Raw genomic sequence first — 17,335 nt, 5'->3', positions numbered from 1 at the left:
GCTCGGTTACATCGATAGACAAACATCGTAGTGATCCGCTTACTCTGCCTCCTCGATGCGCATCATGTCGAACAACCGGACAACGAACAGCGGGGGTGGTAACACACTCCCGCTCTGAATAACCACTGTGCCACGACGCTGGGATGATCGATCCAGTTCTGGTACCCATATTCGTCAGAAAACTCTTGCAAGATCAAGACTTCGTGATCATCATCTAAATCTCAGAAAATCCATGTTTTCGGATATCGGCCGCGGTGAACCTGTCTATCGCACAGCTGACCTCCGCGGTCATGGTCTGCACGTCGTCAACAGATGCGATAGTGACCACAACCCCAGGCACGGTGGGAACTAATTCAGACATCGGAGTCGCCGCGACGAAACTGTCGATGATCTAACCGGCGGAAAAGGTCGGGATGTCTTCAACATCAACAGCATCGAACCAATCGAACAATACCTGCGAGCACAGCAACTCCAAGACAGCTCACGACTCTGACTACTGATCATCATCAGGACACGGCCATAGTCATGGATAGATAGGTAAACCAGAACATGTTGGGCAACAATGCCGACAAGAGTCTAACCAGTACGCTACAGCAACAGCTCACACCCGGGTGGGATCGGGCACGCGATAATCAGAGGCAATCACCACCGAGTGTATGTCTCCGGTTGTCACCGAAGCTAGTCTTTCATCACTTTTTAGACGGCATTGAGTGGAAGCTCGTCGAGAAAAGCGATGGATCTCGGCATCCTTCATCCCACCATCTGCTTTCGGAACCACGAAATCAAATCAACCTGGGACAGAGGGAGTAGGGCTACGGCATAACAAACGCCTTACCCACCTGAACGAGTCTCTCGTCGATAATTCTTACTACTGCGGCTTGCGCGACAGCTGGGTGTTCGAGCAGGAAACCTTCGATCTCTACTAAGTACGCGTTGAAGCCGTCTACGATGAACACGCCCTTCTCACACCAGTTAATCCTCAGCCGTTATCGCTAAATCCAAGGTGACCAGATCGCCGGTGTGCAAATAACCCTAGTCATCAATCGTCTCCACGGTGGCAACCGGGTAATTGAGATAGCCTTGCATGACTCTGCACCCACAGATCAAGGCCTCTCCACCGTAGGCTATGTGTACCTCGAGCCCATAGCACGGCGTACCGGCGGTTGTAGCGATATAATCAAAGGAATCCCTGCGTCGTGACAACCGTCACCGTTGCCGCTTAGGTCAGGACGTAATCGGCCAGGATGGCCGTGAAACTCATTCGTTGGTTAAGCAACGAATGAGTTTCACGGGGATGTCAAAAGAGTCGGTCACCACTGCCTGCAACGACAACAGATCGTGGTTGCCCGAGGCAGGCAGCAGCGAATGATTAGAGCTTCGGCGGTCCAGGAACCCTAGTAATTCATTCACGCTCAATCAGCTCCAGCACACGATTGATCTAGAATACGGAAACATTAATGAGATGTAGCCCGTCTTGGTGTGGAAGAACAAGTTGACGATCAAGTAGCGGTCACCTTGACGGAGTTCGGCAAGGTCGCACCAATCAGCGTAGAACTTTATTTTCTGCCAGTGTTTCATCATCACGTCTTTGGCCCGTCAGGTGGTGACCGAAGTGTAGATCACATCCGTGATGTCGGTGACGTTGACCTGTCGCTCGAAAGACAAACCACTGGCCAGAAAATTCGACTCGACATCGATCGCTGCCACATCGGTGGGAACAGCGAAATCATGTCCCAAGAAGAATGTTTCAAACATAACCAACTTCGCCCCGCTGCAAAGGATGATGTCGATGGTTTCGATCTTCTTGAATCTGGTATTGACAGGAACCAGCACCGCTCCCACGGTTAGCAGACCGACCTCCGCAACTATCCATTCGGCGGAATTGGACGCCTAGATGGCTAGCCAATCACCTTCGTCAATACAGGATGACACGCAAGAAACGGCAGCACAACGGATTCGGTCTACGATCTGAGTGAAGCTCAAGAGTAAGAAGCCGTCGGCGACCATTTCTGCGCCACCGAAAAAATCTTCCGCACTTAATACCATAGCAGGAATGGCTGTCCAATTTTGCGAGACCGACTCATAGCAGCAGTTCGCGGTTGTCATACCGACATGAATCGAGCGAAATTGCCGCCCAAGATCTTTGCTTGCTCATCAACACGCAAGTACTGCACAGTGCATCCGCGTAATACCCGGGCTGCGGAAGGCCATCCTGGCGCGGGAAATCCAAACTGTAGAAAACCCGATCCACCCCGATGAGACCGACCAGGTCGCTGATGACGTCTTTGTAGACGTATTGATGTGGATGCGGTGCTTGACCTCTTCGACCGAGTCACCGCCGGGGAAACCTGCGGGCGTTTTCTTGTAAACGTCAACCAGCTGATCCAGCAAGGGGAACAGTCACTTCGATACGAACTCGATGACCGCGACCTTCAATCATAGGAAACAATACAACGCGCCGTGAATCACTCAGAGCGCCAGAGTGTCCTGCACCGGTCGCCACTTGTTGAGCATGGCGAACGCATTCGTCTGTAACGGAAACATCTCCTTGCCGCCGCCCCCATTCGGGGTGTATCGGGCATAGCCGCTATCCGACGAATGCATCGTTACCAGCTACGTCATGGTCGACACATAGCTACCAAAACGGATCAAACTTCAGCACCGTGAACGAGCGCGGAACACAATATCCGGTAACGGAGGTCGACCGCACCAGGATCGCCTGCGCACCGCGTCGCACCACCCAGTCCAGCTTCTCAATCGCCTTATCGACAATCGGCAAACTGACCGAACAGAACGGTGAAAAATGCGGTCATGGTAACTAAAACTCCACACCTCGTCGAGCCACTGGTTGAGCGCATACACCACCACACGCATTAACGCCGCGTCATCATGCATTCGCTCTTTAACCAAACGAGCCAGAGTCGGGAACATCAATTGGCGATCGACGCCTAAATCATTCATCAGCTCTAGCCGGGGACCGAGCTCGTGAAAAGCCGGGATCAAGCGTATCTGCTAGCCAAATATCTGCCGGCAGTTCTTACCTTCCAGATTGCCATCTTTGAAGTACTCCTACATAGTCTCGGGGATAGGCAAACACCTCGAACTTAGAATTGGAATTTAGTCACCGATGTGACTATATATCGCGATATTGGCTCGACCATTCACCTGTATGTACTGGATCGCGTCGCGGTACTAATTGGTGTAGCGAATCCTACGTCTCGTAGAGGTGATTGTCAGCGTCGAGCAACGAATAGATCGAGTCTATTGCTAATAGAAAATCCTCCATTTCTATTTACAAGAAAAATTTTGTCAATAAAGTGTCGTAGCGAACTGTCGCGCCAGACTTCGGAACAGAGGTTAAACTCTTGACTGACTGACCGGAGATACATTCCGATAATAGTGTACGCTAGGAACAAAGCAAGAGTAGGAAATCCGCAGGTGATATTATTCACCCTGCACAAGAATGTGAATATCGTAGGAGCCGCGCATGGTTAACTAGAAATTCAATTACGGACTTTCGGTCTGCACCATCGACCATCCACACATCCACAATGCCATTTCACTGAAGAATAGAGAATATAGGGCAGCTTGACGCCGCGGAAGGGGCCTGAGTCGTGGTCATCAGAGGTGCCGGCAATCGAGCAATGATTTCGGACGGCGACCTCAAGGAGCTCAGAACAATCCTAACTGAAGCAGATCCGCAGCCATGGCCTGGCAAATACGGACGATCTGCGATCGACTGGCGGGGTTTCTCGCCTGGTGATCGCCGTGCTCAACGGTCACGCGCTCGGCGGAGGTGCTGAGGTCGTCGAGGACATCAAGATTGGCTTCAAACAAGTGAAACTCGAGAATTATGCCAGCTTGGAGAGGCGTGGAGCGGTTGGCCGCACTGGTCGACAAAAGCCGCACACTGCTGCTCGGCGGGCACCGGCACTGCCCTCGACGCAACCGAGGCCGAACGCATCGGACTTGTAGACCGGGTTTTGTCGCGGCGGTCCTTCGAGCAGGGCTTGGCGCGAAATCGCCACAGCGCTCTCGACTCGGGCAGCACGCGGTATCAAACACATCATCAGAGGAACGTCCACCGACGAAGCGATTGCACAGTTCGCGCGATTATTGGGTCGACGATGCGCACTAGCTCGCCACCGATCGGGTGCTAAGCCAGAATAGCACCAGTGCCCAGACAAAACGGAGCACCGACCATGATGAACGCCAAAAATAGCCCGACTGCTACCTTCCCAAGAGGCATTGCGGCAACGCTTTTCGCAGCACCTCTGGTTCCGTCCCTACACTCGAGCGCGTAACACGCCGACGACTCGATAATACATCATGTCCGATACACCATCACCGCGTCCAAGCCAATCTGGGCCAACAGCATATTATCTGGATCAAGAGCCAACGATCTTCTGATCTTCTCCGACTGAAGCCACAATCCCTACCAGTATATGTGTCACACATCAACATCAAAATCGCCCGGGGCGATACGAACTCGACTTGGCAAACCTCAAGAAAGTGGGCGATGGGCTAAGTCAATACCGGCGCTGCGCTGGGCGCGCCGCAGTTTCGCTGCGATGTCGGCGCAGACGGGGTCATCGTCGTCTCCAAAACGGTCCTCGAAGCACGCTTTGTTTGCTGCGAAACTGGTGAAACCACTCAGACTTGGAGTATATCCGGAATAAGCTGCAACTCACCTTCCAGGCCGTGAAGATAATTTTCAACCAGCGCAAAGATCTCGGCGTGACCAGCAAACATTCCAACCCCCTGTTCGAGCACTAGCAACCGCGACAATCTGGACATGAGCACCTCCCACACCACTAGTGGCATGTCGCGGGTATCTAATTCATAGCGCCGCAGTGCAGCCGTCACCGCACGGCACTGTTCATCGCGGACATATTCAGCTTAGTAAGTAATTTCAGCCACCATTTCCTTGCGGTAATTTGCCAAGTCCATAAATTCCATCGAAATCTGGATTCGATGCGGGATCGGTACCAAATAACCACAGCTCTCACAACAGCTGAGGAGAGTACAGCGTTTGACCTGTACCCGAAGACCTTCTTCGACACAGGGGCAGAAGGCCGCCAAAACAGCTCTCCATGGTGCGGAAGTAGAAGTAGTCATGCACGAGCCGAGGCTTCAGCTACGCCCTGTTCCCGAAGCGCCGCGACGTAGCCCCGCTTCGGGCATCAATTGCTCGGCCGCATAGAGCAACAGGCCGCGATTCTTAGCATCCGGTGCCCCGATTCTTCTCGTCGATGTCATGCCCTCACCCCACAACTCTCACTGTTCGCTCAAAGGTCTGTGGACGTTCCAAGTCGGCCAACGCTGATCGTGGCCACGTCACTTCATTGCCCGAGTGGACCAACCTTGAACACGACATTATCGTCATGCCGAGCACGTGCTCAGCACTTCATGGATTCCGGACACGGGCGCTTCGCCGGAGGTAGCTGATGCCTACCCGTGTGGCGAACAGCGCGACGACTCGGGGGGACGTGCCCGATCCCCGGCGGATCACACCCGCTCCCAGGGGTAAGGCTCCGGCGCCAGCATGCCCATCTCGGTAGTGGATGCCGAAGAAGAGGTCACCCCTGCGCGCTACCGCGGCCCAGGCACCCATAATTACGTTACGCCGGACCACCAAAACTACGACGATGCCGTTCGTGGACGACGACTGGGTGGTCTGGAAACGCAACCACTATTGCGGTTCTGCACACGATAGCAATCGTCCCATGCATCGCACCAGAAGGGAATCCAGTCCCGCTAACCACGATAGCCGTAGGGGCACTACCTGGCTCGGTAGCGATTCGGCACCAGCAACATCCTGGAACATTTTAAGTTTTAGCCGGAACAATCGGCTCGTGTCAAGCGATCCGGCACCGGCTGGTCGAGAAGCATGTCGCGATCGAAGGCGCCGAGGCGGCGGTGCACACCGCCGGCAATATGCCAGAAAACTCGGACAATTCCGGTGTCCTAGCCGCTTTGCTGGATAAGGCCGCAGCCGACCAAGCAGCGCTCATCGCCGCACGGCACTGCAAGCAGGTGCTCTGCGGGATCGGTTTCACCGCCGAACACCAGCTGCACCGACATATCAAGTGTTCGCTGACCTTAGACGAATTGCTCGACAGCGCCCGAACTGACCCAGGATGCCGTAGCAACGTTGTGCACTAAAGGATCTACGCTGCGACTGGCCCTGGGCCAACTAACACTTCGCGCGCTGCAGCGTCTAACATCGACACATGCTGAGTCAATCCTTCCCGCGTAACGAATCCGGTGTCGCATCGTTTATCTTGGGCGTGGTCCCGCTCATCACCTACTGGCTCCTGGTTGGGATCGCCTTCGGTATTGCAGCGGTGTTGACTGGCGATATCGCCCGAAAACGAGTGCAACGCGGCGAAGCCCACAACTCCCGAGTTGCAATGCTCGGCATTGATCTAGGTACGGTATCGATCGGTGGCAACGCTCGTCGCAGTGAGCCTCTACGCTCAATCGAACGCCGGCTAGACTGGCTACTACCGCCAATGTTTGGTCACTAGACGGTACACACGCTGCTGAGGTCCGCTAATTGCACGGTAACCAAGTATCCGTTCAGGGATGATATTCGGCTGGTTCTCATCAGAAGTATCGACGACGATGGTCGTGGCAAAGTTACGGATGTAACGGTCGAACCAGCCACCGTAGTAGTGGTCTAGGTTCAGCGGAGCGAACGGGGCGGTGATTGCACGGTGCACGAACCCGTTGACGCTTGCGGCGTTCAGCGCGTGCTCGCAAGCACGTTGCAGAACCCCGAGCCCAGGAGCGGAAGCATTGATTAAGTGGACACATCCTCTTCCCCACAAGCCACCCACACCAAAGCCGCGTACCTAAACAGGCGCAGCGCCTGCCAATCCATCACCAAGGTGGCGTAAAGCTATCCCACTTCAGCACTTCCGAGGGATCGAAATCGATAGTCAGATCATGCGGCAGGTCAGTGTACCTCGTCCACAACATGCCGCCTTCATGGCCGAGGGATCTGTTACCCCAACATTATACCCCATTGAGCTGAACCAATCAAATTCTCTTCCGGAGCATGCACTTCTGTGAAAAACACCTCGTTGAAGTCGACATCATTGCCATCAAAGCGTGGAAGCCGATGTTCGGCATATTCTGGCCAGCCCGGTCAGCAGACTCAAGTCTCACCCGCATACCCGCCATTATGTGTCCGCCAAACATGGTGTTGTCAGGCTGATGACCGCCTTGACAGTTGAGTTGGTTATAGGAATCGAGTCAACTCGGTGCACCACAAGCACGTTATAACCCCGATGACAATAAACGAGGGCCCCTTTCGGTTGCTCCACTCGAATCTAGGAGACTCCGGACAGGACGACGTGGCGCCGGTCTATCAACTGTTCCATACACTGCCGACTCTGTAGATGGAGCCAAAGGACATCAGCAATGCGATGCTGTTCTTGGTTGCCGACAAATCACGCTACATCAACGGAGTCACTCTTCCCTTCGATGCGGGTAACTGCCTGAAAATCGATTTCTTCCGTGCATCGTTAGCCATCGAAGTAGCCTAGTAACTTGCCGTATATTTGGACGAAATCAAAATCAAAACAACAAGTTGTGCCGCAATACATCAAGCTCAGAACTAAGTATATTAGGTAACTTGCAATTAGACTTTGGTCGAGGTGATACGCGTGTTGATGAATATGAATCTTTGTCGATCGGCTATGCCGGCTTGTACCGACTTGACGACCTCGTAGGCTGTGTACGATTCTTGAGCGTCAACACTGTGACTGCAATTAGTTACCAACACGTTTATCCTGGGAAGATCAAGTCGAGAACACCCAATGTCTTCTCACATAATCTTGAATTCTTTAACCGCATCGTACTTCGGCTTTGGCTGCAACAACGATGGTGATCGTGATCTGACAGTGTGCGACTATCCACAATGCCGTGATCACTTAAATGCATTGATCCATAAAATATTAACATAATGACAACATGGTACTAGGGAGCCAATTTATTCTACCAAGGTAGTTAGCAAGCAGCCGAGTACACCACCAGCAGTCAATAAATACGAAAACTAGCAACCGGGTCGAATGGCGTTGGTAACGGCAAGTTCACTGCTCCAAGACACGCTACCCCTCAGCAAGACCACAAAACCCAACACAACGACGACGGCTGGGCTCGTGCGAGCGTGCTGTCGACCGGGTTCTGCTGGATTTAGTTCGGGGAGGTGCCCGATGTCGACTGCCTATGAGTGATCCTAGCGCTGCTGTCGCTGTGGACTGTGCGATGTGAGATCAAATGCGTTTGAAATAGTTTTGAAAAAGGGACAAAAGAAATTTAAAAAGGGACAAAAGAAATTTAATGTGCAGGAGTCACATGAGTGGTGGGCTTGGTAGTCGGCGGGGTTCTGCAGGGTTGAGGACAGGTGTCGTTGTTGCTCTAATGGCCGGTTCTAGTGGCGTGGTCGCCGCATCGGAAGATTTGAGTGGGTGGCACATATTATGCACCCGGGGACGCGGGGCACCCTGCCAGGTGCCTTGGCTGGATAGCCAACCGCAAGAACTTGTCGTGGGTAATTTCACCGGCGTGGACTTGAGGAACGTTAGGTTTGATGTAGCCGATCTGCGCGGCACGGACTTCACCAAATGCTAATCTGAGTGAGGATCAGAGCCGATGCTCCATAGTGATCCCTCACATGTAGTTGAGCGGTGTATATCATACTATACTATGGCATTTCGACGAACTGATGGGAGATCCAGATGTGCTCTCATCGTCTAACACGGGTACCAACTTCCCTACTTATTAATTTATTAATCATTCTCGGTGGCATAAATCCGTGACTTCTCTCTCTCGGGTCCCGCCAGAAGCTATCTACCAAAAGAGATCGAGCGTCGACGAGTGCATTAGTATCGACCCGGTCACGGTTCGCACATCAGCAAACGGCAAGCCAGTTGACTTGTGGGTGCTGCGTCCCAGCCGTACTTTGTATCCAGCTGGATTATGATTTATATACCGCTGATCACCCGAATAGCAGGGGCTAAACAACGGTTCATACAGATGTCAATAACAGTCGACGTTAGCGCGTTAGCAGAGTATTCCTAGCGCAATCGATAGCGCGCTATAGCTGCAATTATCCGCTGGTGAGCCCTGCTGCACGCCTCCACCAATGGCCCAGCAGTGTCTTTGGACCGACTCAGTAGCAGGTGGAAGACAACTGGTGATAGCCCATCGGTTCCGACGCGCCGAGCGGTGGTCGCGCCATCAATGCGCTGCAGCACCGAGATGGTGTTCATCAGATTGATTCCACGAGAGGCTATACAAATGCTCGTACGGGACGTCGTCAGGGACACTTTCATCCCATGTACTGAGCCAGTCGCGCGCCAGCACACATGTCGTGCCAAATGGTCAGGTCCCGGCAACCCACAGTTGCAGCGCACCAGAGATGTACCGGACGTTGGCTGGCGACCGAGAACCAGGATATCGAGATCGTGCGCTGCCATCTGGTCCAGCGCCCGCTGCCGACTCGAGCACAGAGCACGATCGTCGGGAAGAACTTCAGTTGCCATAGAGGTAGTCCGGTCAAGCGTGTCCAGCCTTCCGCAGCGATCACAAAGACCTCTTAGCGACGATAGCCATCGGTGCCGTCCTCCCATATCCCTGGTTCCAAGACCAACACCATCCCTGATTGGAGGACAAAATTCTCGTCAAACTCTTCACCGAGATCGGTTTCAACCATAGGCCTTTCAGTTGCACTGGAGCTGATTCCGTGGCCCAAGTAAAAATGCGGCAGCCCCGACCGGGTGCCGTCGTTGGCTGCGGTTGCAACCCGATCGAGCTCCGCGAAGGTAGCTCCAGTCCGGGTCACATTCAGGGATGTGTGTCTGCATCTTTTCATCCTCAATGTGCATGGCCGGCAACAAGCACGCCACAGCGGCCCGGTGTGCGCCATCGACTTACTCGACCGACGGATGCGCATTTCGTAGGACAATGATTCCGTCCTCATTTTACTGGTCGAACACCTCGGCTGCATTCATTACACAGCTACCCGATTACGTGCGATTACCTTGGTCAACAGTTATTTTCATCCTTCGATCCTTCATCGATTCGGCGTCAGCAGCGCTAGTAATAGGCCCACGATCGCGTAGGTCAGACCGGAACCAGCGGTCCGCCAAGACCGCATTGGTGCGCTCACGGCGAGCGCTCGTTTAAGATCGGCGCAGGTGTGCATCAACAGGTTGTGGGCCATGCATAACGCTACGTTCGTAGCGCACCGCAGTGGACAAGGCGGACAAACAGCGGTTGACACCGTCGACCACCTGAACCAGCTACGACGCGCCAAGCGCGCCCTTGACGATAATGTGATATTAGGCAGGATCAGTTACTGCTTGAGCCGCGCAACCGTCGCATACCAGGTTAAATCTCGGTGAGCGGGTGCACCAGGAAGGTCACCCGCTCCTGCATTTCGGCGGACGCCTTGGACGCCAACAGCTCGGCCACCATGTGGTCGCGTAGCGGTTCGACGAGCACACGATTTTTCTCGTCGATCGCACGGATCAGGTCGACCTTGGCGCCGAAATGGCAGCCTACACGGCACATTGCCCTGAACAGCGGGCTGGCTGATTTGCCGATTGGACACCGCAAATTATGCCGTGCTCGACATACAATTGCTCGGCCACCGGCCAAGATCGACTCCTGGGTGAAAAGTGGCCCGTTCAGTACGCAGAGTCCTGCCAGCCGCGGTCATACACCTATGTGAGGCGCACATAAAGGCATGCAATCAAGCGAGTAAATTAATCAAATGGAGGCACCACACCGAACGTCACGCCCAAGATCGCCGGTCTTCCTCGCTTTTCTTGGACCGGATCGCTTTACTTTCACTAGTCTCGCCATCCACCGGCAGGACGGTCTCGCTAACATAGCGTGACCGTTTACCGGCGAAATACAGTTCAGCCTCCGGGATGTCATCGAGTGTACCTTCGCGCTTCAGTGGACGGTCAGTTCGCATCGTTTCACGAATTCCCGCAGTCTAACGCTCAATCACTTTCTGATCCATAGTGGCCGCCGACGTCGCTAACAGAGACGTAGTTATGTTGCTTAGTGCGGTGGCATTCATCCGAATACCATATTACGCCAACTCGATTGCCACAGACTTGGTGGATTAGATGACCGCCGCTTTGGCAACACCGCACGTCATCACACCACCGCCGGCTTGGATCCCACCGATCAAAGTCATGTTGAAAATAGATTTCGCCGCATCGAGCTCGGTGAGGTCTACGGTGCGCTAGTACACTTGCCGGGTGTCGCGTCGGCTCGGCGCGGTTCGCCGTACCTTTACCGGCGCGCCGGTGCGGGTTGGCTACGTGGTCAGCGCGGACCCATCGTTCAATATTAACGAAGCCCGCAGCCAGCTCGCCTAGCAGCTGTCCACCGCACTGGTGTCACGACTGTTCGAGTCCACGAGCTGCCCTACCCGCACGTGGGGCAAGATCGACCTGGATGCGCTGCCATCATTACCATCCAACACCGTCGACGAGGAATCGTCTGTGCATGGCGCTTGAAACTCGCATGTTGTTCACACATAACTTGCAGCACAACGAATTTCTCGACGGCAGTATCCACCACCGCTTCCACCTATTCGGGATTGGAAACGTCCAAAGCGCGTTGGTGACCAACTTTGCCGCCCGGGCCTCAACCTCGTCACTTTCCACGTCGGCCATGACAACCAACCTGCTTCTCTTCAGCCGAAAATCGCTCCACCGTGTCACAGACCGGTACCTGACGACCGGTTGGGGCAATAACCATCTTACCGACAAGTGCATTGACCACAAAACAAGTTAATCGGCGGCGACCGCATAAAATCAAAGCTATCGCTGACACCCGTTGTTATGGTTATGAAACCAATCAATAGATTAAAACAACATCAAAACACGCTACCACCACACCACTGCCAGAGCCAGATTAATTACCGTGGTGTCACGTGTCCATCGGGTGACCACCGCGTCCGAGCATGTTGTTCTCCGTCGGGTTTTCACCGCTGAGCAGTTGGTGTTGGTTGCAGTGCTCGTCGTTGTAGTATGGCCTCCAAATAGCGCTGCGGGTTGTCGAGGAAGACCGCGAAGACCGCGGCGATGGTGGTGGTGTCGGGCGGGAACGTGCATGCTACTCAATGGACCACCAAGGCCACTGCTCCTACACTCCATTAATCGCTAGTATAGAGTATCGCGGCCAGGGTGCGTTACGCTCAGGTCGCTTCGGCAGCAGCGCGGTGTATTAAGTTTAACATACGGTAATCAACGTGGTTGGGATAAAAGCTCAAGACCAGCCCACACATCAGCCCGCTCGACGCTAGCTGCCCGAAGATTGTCGACCCGATAGTGTTCACGCCTATCAACCTCATCTCCGGTTGAACTCACGCAAACCTGGGCCACGCCCCCGGTTCCCACTGAGCACACCAGCACATCGACGCACCCAAGCGGGGAAGCCAACTCCAGCGTCAGCAGCTGGTAAGCATTGACGTTATCAGGATAGTTGTACTGATTGGGATTCCAGGATCCAGGGTTGGCTGCCATAAGCTGCGCGACAAGGTATTTGCGTACCTGCTGCCATCCGTCGACCGAGTACGGCTCGGTGACTACCGCGACGCTGGTCCTGTAGGGAATCAGCATCCGCTGGATGGTCAGTTCTAGACACAGATCGGTAACCAACTTGACTGGGTATCGGTAGACATTACCGACCAGAGTACGCCCCAAATGCGAATGTTCCGCTGGTTGATTTAACTATCGAAACCCCAAAAGACAACTCACCTCGGGCGTCGGCTCGTTCAACCATGTGGATGGCAAGACGGTTTTTCACGCCACCGGGAGTGCATCCTTAAAGCCTGGCCGAAAAACCACGGCTTGCTGCGCCCAAGGAATTGGCAATCCCCTAGAGCCCAGACATCCAGAGCACCGGGATGTTGCCCATCGTAGTGCCTGGCTGGCGAGCCCGACCGGGGGGGGGTGAGGTGATACCGGTCTTGGGTTTGCCGGGAGCCGGTTTAAGACGATATTATACTACGCAGCAACAAGTTTTAGCGAGTTTTTCGGGTCGCAGCTGTCGAAGGACCAAACGTTGTTTATGGTATCGTGGCTTCTGCATCGGGCCACGAAATTCCATCGCGGCAGTTTCACTTTGATGTGAGTCAGCGGTCACCGGCCACGGGATAAAGACCCACTGTCTAGCTCTGACTGGTCAGCAACGAGTTAGGTAGACCGAGTCAGTAAGTCTTGCCCGGTGCGAATACGCGCCAGTGCGGCTGGTGGTCTGAGCCCACTCGACACGACGAGATTGATGAACGCAGCTGTGATGCTCACAACCGCTAACACGGCGGCCAATACGATCGCCGAAGTGGTCGACCTCGGCAGCACAACTGTCCCGAACCGATCTGGGCACTCCAACTTCGAGTTGTCCGATAGGTGCACATGGCAAACATTGATCGCGAACTCACCACCGAGCGACATCGCCAACGAGTGTTTCAGGTGGCCTGCATGGTCTGGTACTGCAGAAACACGCATTGCGCCCGTTAATAGCAAGCACCCACGTCAGGGCGACCGCGACTAGCACGGATCCCCGCATCCACACCACCCGTTCAATCTTTTACCTGCCCCTCCTACATACCCTAGATGGGTATGATGTAAAGGATGGTATTAAATCAAGAACCTCACAGTTGCGGTTATGATTTACGCGATATCCAAACAGGGTGTAATGCGCCGGAATCTACGGACGATAGATAAGGAGTAGTCAATTCCTGTGCTGTCCACGAGCGAGCTGCTCTTCATGGGGCGCAGCTCACCCTGCACAGCTTCATGGCCGCGAGCATCGCCGGCAGATCCGCGCTGGCCGCTTGCAGCCAATCTAACATTCTGCTGCCACAGAGCGTGGTGGCCGCCGAAATGGCTAATGCAATTGCGGCCGCCGAGGCAGCCTGGCCACACAGTGAGCACACCGCGACCACGACTTTGGCTCCCCAGCAGATGAAGATCGACCTAGATGGGGTGACCGCCAGGACACTTGCCGAAGGAAACACTGTCCTGGGAAGGGCGATCCGGGCCAACATCGGCGACGAACTTACGGTCATCGTGACGACCCGGCGTGACTATCCGACGTCGGTGCACTGACACGGTGTCGCGCTGCCCAACGACATGGACGGCGCCGATCCCGCCATGCCGAGCAGCCCGACTGGCCGTAACTTTACTTATCGGTTCTAGGTACCGAACGTGAGCACTTAATGGGCCCATCCGCACACTAGGCCTGCATGCTGATACAGGACTATGACTATATAGTCTACGATCCGCGCAAGTCGGGTAACTACGACACCAAATGGATTGTCGTCATCGACGATTAGACGACGGTGTCGAGAAGAGCCCGCAACAACATCTACGATGATCTAACCTCGCCCAACAAGTCGAACATGACCAAAACCAGTCCGACGACGTCGACCATCTCACCTGCGCCAGCGGCGAGCAGTACGAACTCGGCAACCAAAATACCTGGGACGCTGGATGGTGACGTCGGACATAGAGCTTACCCCTACTACCTGTTCAACGTACGAATGCCGCTGTCTACGAAGACATTCAAAGCGAGTCAGTGCCAGCAAATCCAAATCCGGTTTATCAAAACCGGCTCCAATAACACGTTGCGCATTGCTCAAAGTGAGGCATTCGATGAAGGTCACGCGCTCTGACGGTTACCCCGTGGTTCCTACCCAGATCGACACCCTGTTAATCGGCATGGCCAAAAGCTACAACTCATCGTGACCGCCACCGACCGCGTCTTCCCATCGATTGCACCAGTGGAAAGGAAAAACGCCGTTGCGCGTGCATTACCCGTAACCGAGTCAGGCGACACCTTCGGGACCGCAATTTCTGCCGACAAAGCTCACTAAACAGGTGGGTGTCATCGAGATGTTCACCTCGACAACAGTCGTCAAACCTAGGTCCCACCCAACCAAACTTGAATCTGGCGGTAGTCTTGGATGACAACGTGATGCGACACAACTGGACAAATCAACAGCGAACCGTATAACAAAACTAATCCGCTGAAGGTACAACTAACTGGGCCAACGTCCCACATTAAAGTTCGATAAAACCGCAATTATGCGGCATCCGACGTACTTGCACGGCTATGCCTTCCAGGTAACTAGGGACGACAGTAGCCCCAACCCCCACAAGAATAAGCTCATTGTGCCGTAGAAACGGAAAATCGACGCCGTGCTGGTTGTCAATAACCCGGGAACACGGATGTTCCACTGCAACAACACCTAGAATCAAGAATCCGGTATGCAGACCCTGCTGAACTATGTCGTCTCTAACCCGAACTGGGGCTTCCCGCAACGTCAGTTTGTGGTGTAAACTGGGCACTCCAGCTTGTATTCAGATTGACCACGGCGGATACTTAAACCACGCACACGACATGCCAAAAATTCTTAGCGCTTGCAATTTTGATTCCTAAGATCCTTAACCAGAATGACGAACCTGCTTAACTACAGCCTCCAGTCGTCGGAGAATCCCCCGAAAAGTCCAACAACAACTCATTTATTAACAACGCATTTATTGCCGACGACTGTTCGATCTGGGGATGGTGGCCAGCGTTGTCGACCCACCACCGAGTTCCCATCCTTAACCTGCTTCGCTATCTGATCGGGCCAACCATCGGGAAGAAGGAGTTTCTCTAACAAAACAAGGCATAACCAGGCTCCTTAACAACGTGATTCAATTAGCAGTAAAAAGAACATGAGGTCGCGAAGTGGCTCAATAATGCTGCACCGTTATTCCTAGACCGGCAACTATGCAGCCCGTAACAAGAAGCTGGGTAATCTAACTTTGACCCCGGAGTACGACATGCCTACATCACAAAGAAACTAACATATCGAAGTTGGTTCACTCCAATATCAGGACCGCTTATCCTGGAGCCCAAGCGATCACGCGCCCAGCAGCCTCAAATATGGACGCATCCAAGTGCGAAGCATCGCGCTAGGTCTAAAGACACCGATAACACTCGAAGTAGAAATGATAATGCTCAAAACCACCAACATCGTTGACAGTGCAGCGTCCTTCGCGATTACTGTCAACGGCACCCCGACCGTGTTTCGCATCGACAACGCGTTCACCCGCTGGATGTCCTCCAAAGGCGATGGTTTGGAACACAACCTTCCAGCCCTGGCCAGGACCGTGCCGGGTCAGCCGTTGCCAGACTTGGTCTATCGTGCACTCAGTGTCGGCATGCTCGTAGACGATGCCGGCATCGAATTCAACGTCCGGCCACACCGACGAGGCCGGATGCCTGATACGAATCAACGCCATTGTTGACCATCAGCTCTTGGTTGTCCTAACCAGAGGACGACACGAACTGCTCTGGCCACCCAACGACCTAAGCTCCAGCCAAGGCACCCACCGCTACCTACAAGCAATCTGCGATGTCGTCAACTCGCTGTTCAACGACCCTGCTGGCACCTTCGGTTATAGAAGCAAGCGCTGGCCGGGTTGACACTCGATTAGTGCGATAAACGCTCGGTTTCGGAGCCTTAGTCGCGCAGATGCAACGATCATCGCCTGCCAGAGCCTGTTCTACAATGGAGGGTAGCAAACACGCTGAAGGCGCTCCCGCAAGTACACCACCTGCATGCATATTCCGACTTCGTCTCCGAATATTTGGCGTCGAGCAAAAGCACTGGACCTGCCAAGACACACGGCGCCGCCAACATAAAGTCCAGTACTACCGCTGGCTCGCCGGGAGCCTGCGACATCTTCCTCGCGGCTACCATTATGCGGCAAGGGAACACATGTTCCGCGGCTGGACAGCGGAGGCATTATTCAGACTCGACGATTATCAGCACGCACAATTAATTTTGAATAAGAGAGCAATAACGGCATTCTCGCCGGCCTCGGGACCTGCCCATCTGGCGAGCCTGTGGGTCGTCTGGTATCGGTTTTGATGACTCCCACCACCACATCGACCTGTGAACGATAACCGTCACCCGCAACGTTCTGGCAAACACCAACTACCCATCTGAGCCCCGCACCGATCTCCACGCCCATCCAAATCCCACAACTACATCGAGGCAGAGGTTCAACCGCAACGTGATCAGACAATGGCGCAAACTCAACGACAACTACTATTACAGTTCGCTAAACCTCGTGTGTGCTAACCGGCGAAGCTCTGCTTGACAACTATCACACAGGCTTGCCCACCGACACCTCGTGTAGTGTCAGAACTATAGCGGTATACCCCTGTGGAACCAAAGTCAAATATCCGGATTCGACTTGGACACAGTCACACTGTGCGATCTCGTCCAACTCCACGATCTCAT

The 17,335-nt window shown here is 54.0% G+C and carries 13 protein-coding genes and 8 pseudogenes; 10 read left to right on the top strand and 11 right to left on the bottom strand.

The features are described 5' to 3' along the window. Window positions 1-39 precede the first annotated feature (39 nt). The 4 genes and pseudogenes from MLPF_RS16600 to MLPF_RS18070 form a co-directional block, all read right to left on the bottom strand. Window positions 40-673: pseudogene (locus MLPF_RS16600) on the bottom strand (fatty-acid--CoA ligase). 23 nt (window positions 674-696) lie between these two features. Continuing rightward, window positions 697-2,106 (bottom strand): annotated as a pseudogene (locus tag MLPF_RS18080) (AMP-binding protein). A gap of 363 nt (window positions 2,107-2,469) precedes the next feature. Then, window positions 2,470-2,604, bottom strand: a complete 135-nt coding sequence (locus tag MLPF_RS18075; RefSeq protein WP_420329636.1) for a hypothetical protein — start codon at window positions 2,602-2,604, stop codon at window positions 2,470-2,472. A 31-nt stretch (window positions 2,605-2,635) separates the two neighbouring features. Then, window positions 2,636-2,779, bottom strand: a complete 144-nt coding sequence (locus tag MLPF_RS18070) for a hypothetical protein (protein ID WP_420329637.1) — start codon at window positions 2,777-2,779, stop codon at window positions 2,636-2,638. 750 nt (window positions 2,780-3,529) lie between these two features. Between MLPF_RS18070 and MLPF_RS13690 the strand changes: the two are divergent. Next, a pseudogene (locus MLPF_RS13690) lies at window positions 3,530-4,138 on the top strand (enoyl-CoA hydratase/isomerase family protein). Between the two features lie 386 nt (window positions 4,139-4,524). Here MLPF_RS13690 and MLPF_RS13685 read toward each other — a convergent pair. Next, window positions 4,525-5,259: pseudogene (locus tag MLPF_RS13685) on the bottom strand (TetR/AcrR family transcriptional regulator). Window positions 5,260-5,545: 286 nt separating this feature from the next. Here MLPF_RS13685 and MLPF_RS13680 point away from each other — a divergent pair. The 5 genes from MLPF_RS13680 to MLPF_RS18065 all read left to right on the top strand — a co-directional run bounded on the left by MLPF_RS13680 (window position 5,546) and on the right by MLPF_RS18065 (window position 8,640). Beyond that, entirely contained in the window at window positions 5,546-5,716 is a 171-nt protein-coding gene (locus tag MLPF_RS13680) for a hypothetical protein (RefSeq protein WP_156147235.1), read from the top strand. A gap of 131 nt (window positions 5,717-5,847) precedes the next feature. Beyond that, window positions 5,848-6,165 (top strand): acyl-CoA dehydrogenase family protein, encoded by a 318-nt coding sequence (locus MLPF_RS13675; RefSeq protein WP_420329638.1) that lies wholly within the window; start codon window positions 5,848-5,850, stop codon window positions 6,163-6,165. 68 nt (window positions 6,166-6,233) lie between these two features. Next, entirely contained in the window at window positions 6,234-6,530 is a 297-nt protein-coding gene (locus MLPF_RS13670) for a DUF4190 domain-containing protein (RefSeq protein WP_237756024.1), read from the top strand. 876 nt (window positions 6,531-7,406) lie between these two features. Then, on the top strand, window positions 7,407-7,553 hold the full coding sequence (locus MLPF_RS13665) for a hypothetical protein (RefSeq protein ID WP_156147236.1): 147 nt from the start codon (window positions 7,407-7,409) through the stop codon (window positions 7,551-7,553). A gap of 796 nt (window positions 7,554-8,349) precedes the next feature. Next, window positions 8,350-8,640 (top strand): pentapeptide repeat-containing protein, encoded by a 291-nt coding sequence (locus MLPF_RS18065; protein ID WP_156146942.1) that lies wholly within the window; start codon window positions 8,350-8,352, stop codon window positions 8,638-8,640. A 545-nt stretch (window positions 8,641-9,185) separates the two neighbouring features. Here the strand turns inward: MLPF_RS18065 and MLPF_RS13660 are convergent. The 6 genes and pseudogenes from MLPF_RS13660 to lpqS form a co-directional block, all read right to left on the bottom strand. Beyond that, window positions 9,186-9,554: pseudogene (locus MLPF_RS13660) on the bottom strand (M24 family metallopeptidase); the annotation flags it as partial. Between the two features lie 56 nt (window positions 9,555-9,610). Then, window positions 9,611-9,937 (bottom strand): annotated as a pseudogene (locus MLPF_RS13655) (M24 family metallopeptidase); the annotation flags it as partial. Between the two features lie 147 nt (window positions 9,938-10,084). After that, a pseudogene (locus tag MLPF_RS16585) lies at window positions 10,085-10,732 on the bottom strand (TetR family transcriptional regulator). Window positions 10,733-10,807: 75 nt separating this feature from the next. Then, window positions 10,808-11,233: pseudogene (locus tag MLPF_RS13645) on the bottom strand (SDR family oxidoreductase); the annotation flags it as partial. Window positions 11,234-12,278: 1,045 nt separating this feature from the next. Beyond that, window positions 12,279-12,737, bottom strand: a complete 459-nt coding sequence (locus MLPF_RS18060) for a PALP domain-containing protein (protein WP_427901941.1) — start codon at window positions 12,735-12,737, stop codon at window positions 12,279-12,281. Window positions 12,738-13,229: 492 nt separating this feature from the next. Further along, on the bottom strand, window positions 13,230-13,541 hold the full coding sequence (gene lpqS, locus MLPF_RS13635; protein ID WP_082082418.1) for a putative copper homeostasis (lipo)protein LpqS: 312 nt from the start codon (window positions 13,539-13,541) through the stop codon (window positions 13,230-13,232). 291 nt (window positions 13,542-13,832) lie between these two features. On the opposite strand from lpqS, the gene MLPF_RS13630 reads away from it, so the two are divergent. The 4 genes from MLPF_RS13630 (at window position 13,833) to MLPF_RS13620 (ending at window position 16,334) form a co-directional block, all read left to right on the top strand. Then, window positions 13,833-14,144: a cupredoxin domain-containing protein gene (locus MLPF_RS13630; protein ID WP_236685162.1), complete on the top strand. Its 312-nt coding sequence runs from the start codon at window positions 13,833-13,835 to the stop codon at window positions 14,142-14,144. A gap of 233 nt (window positions 14,145-14,377) precedes the next feature. Then, a complete protein-coding gene (locus MLPF_RS13625) occupies window positions 14,378-14,710 on the top strand; it encodes a cupredoxin domain-containing protein (RefSeq protein WP_236685163.1) in 333 nt (110 codons plus the stop codon). A gap of 370 nt (window positions 14,711-15,080) precedes the next feature. Continuing rightward, the gene (locus MLPF_RS16580) at window positions 15,081-15,218 is read left to right on the top strand and encodes a multicopper oxidase domain-containing protein (protein WP_337588838.1); all 138 of its coding nucleotides are present in this window, start codon (window positions 15,081-15,083) and stop codon (window positions 15,216-15,218) included. An 822-nt stretch (window positions 15,219-16,040) separates the two neighbouring features. Then, window positions 16,041-16,334, top strand: coding sequence for a hypothetical protein (locus MLPF_RS13620; RefSeq protein WP_045843652.1), 294 nt, complete (start codon window positions 16,041-16,043; stop codon window positions 16,332-16,334). Window positions 16,335-17,335 lie beyond the last annotated feature (1,001 nt).

It is taken from the genome of Mycobacterium lepromatosis (genome assembly GCF_000975265.2).
Lineage (GTDB): Bacteria > Actinomycetota > Actinomycetes > Mycobacteriales > Mycobacteriaceae > Mycobacterium > Mycobacterium lepromatosis.
Note: the sequence above shows the minus strand (reverse complement) of the source record. Positions and strands in the feature narration are given on the sequence as shown.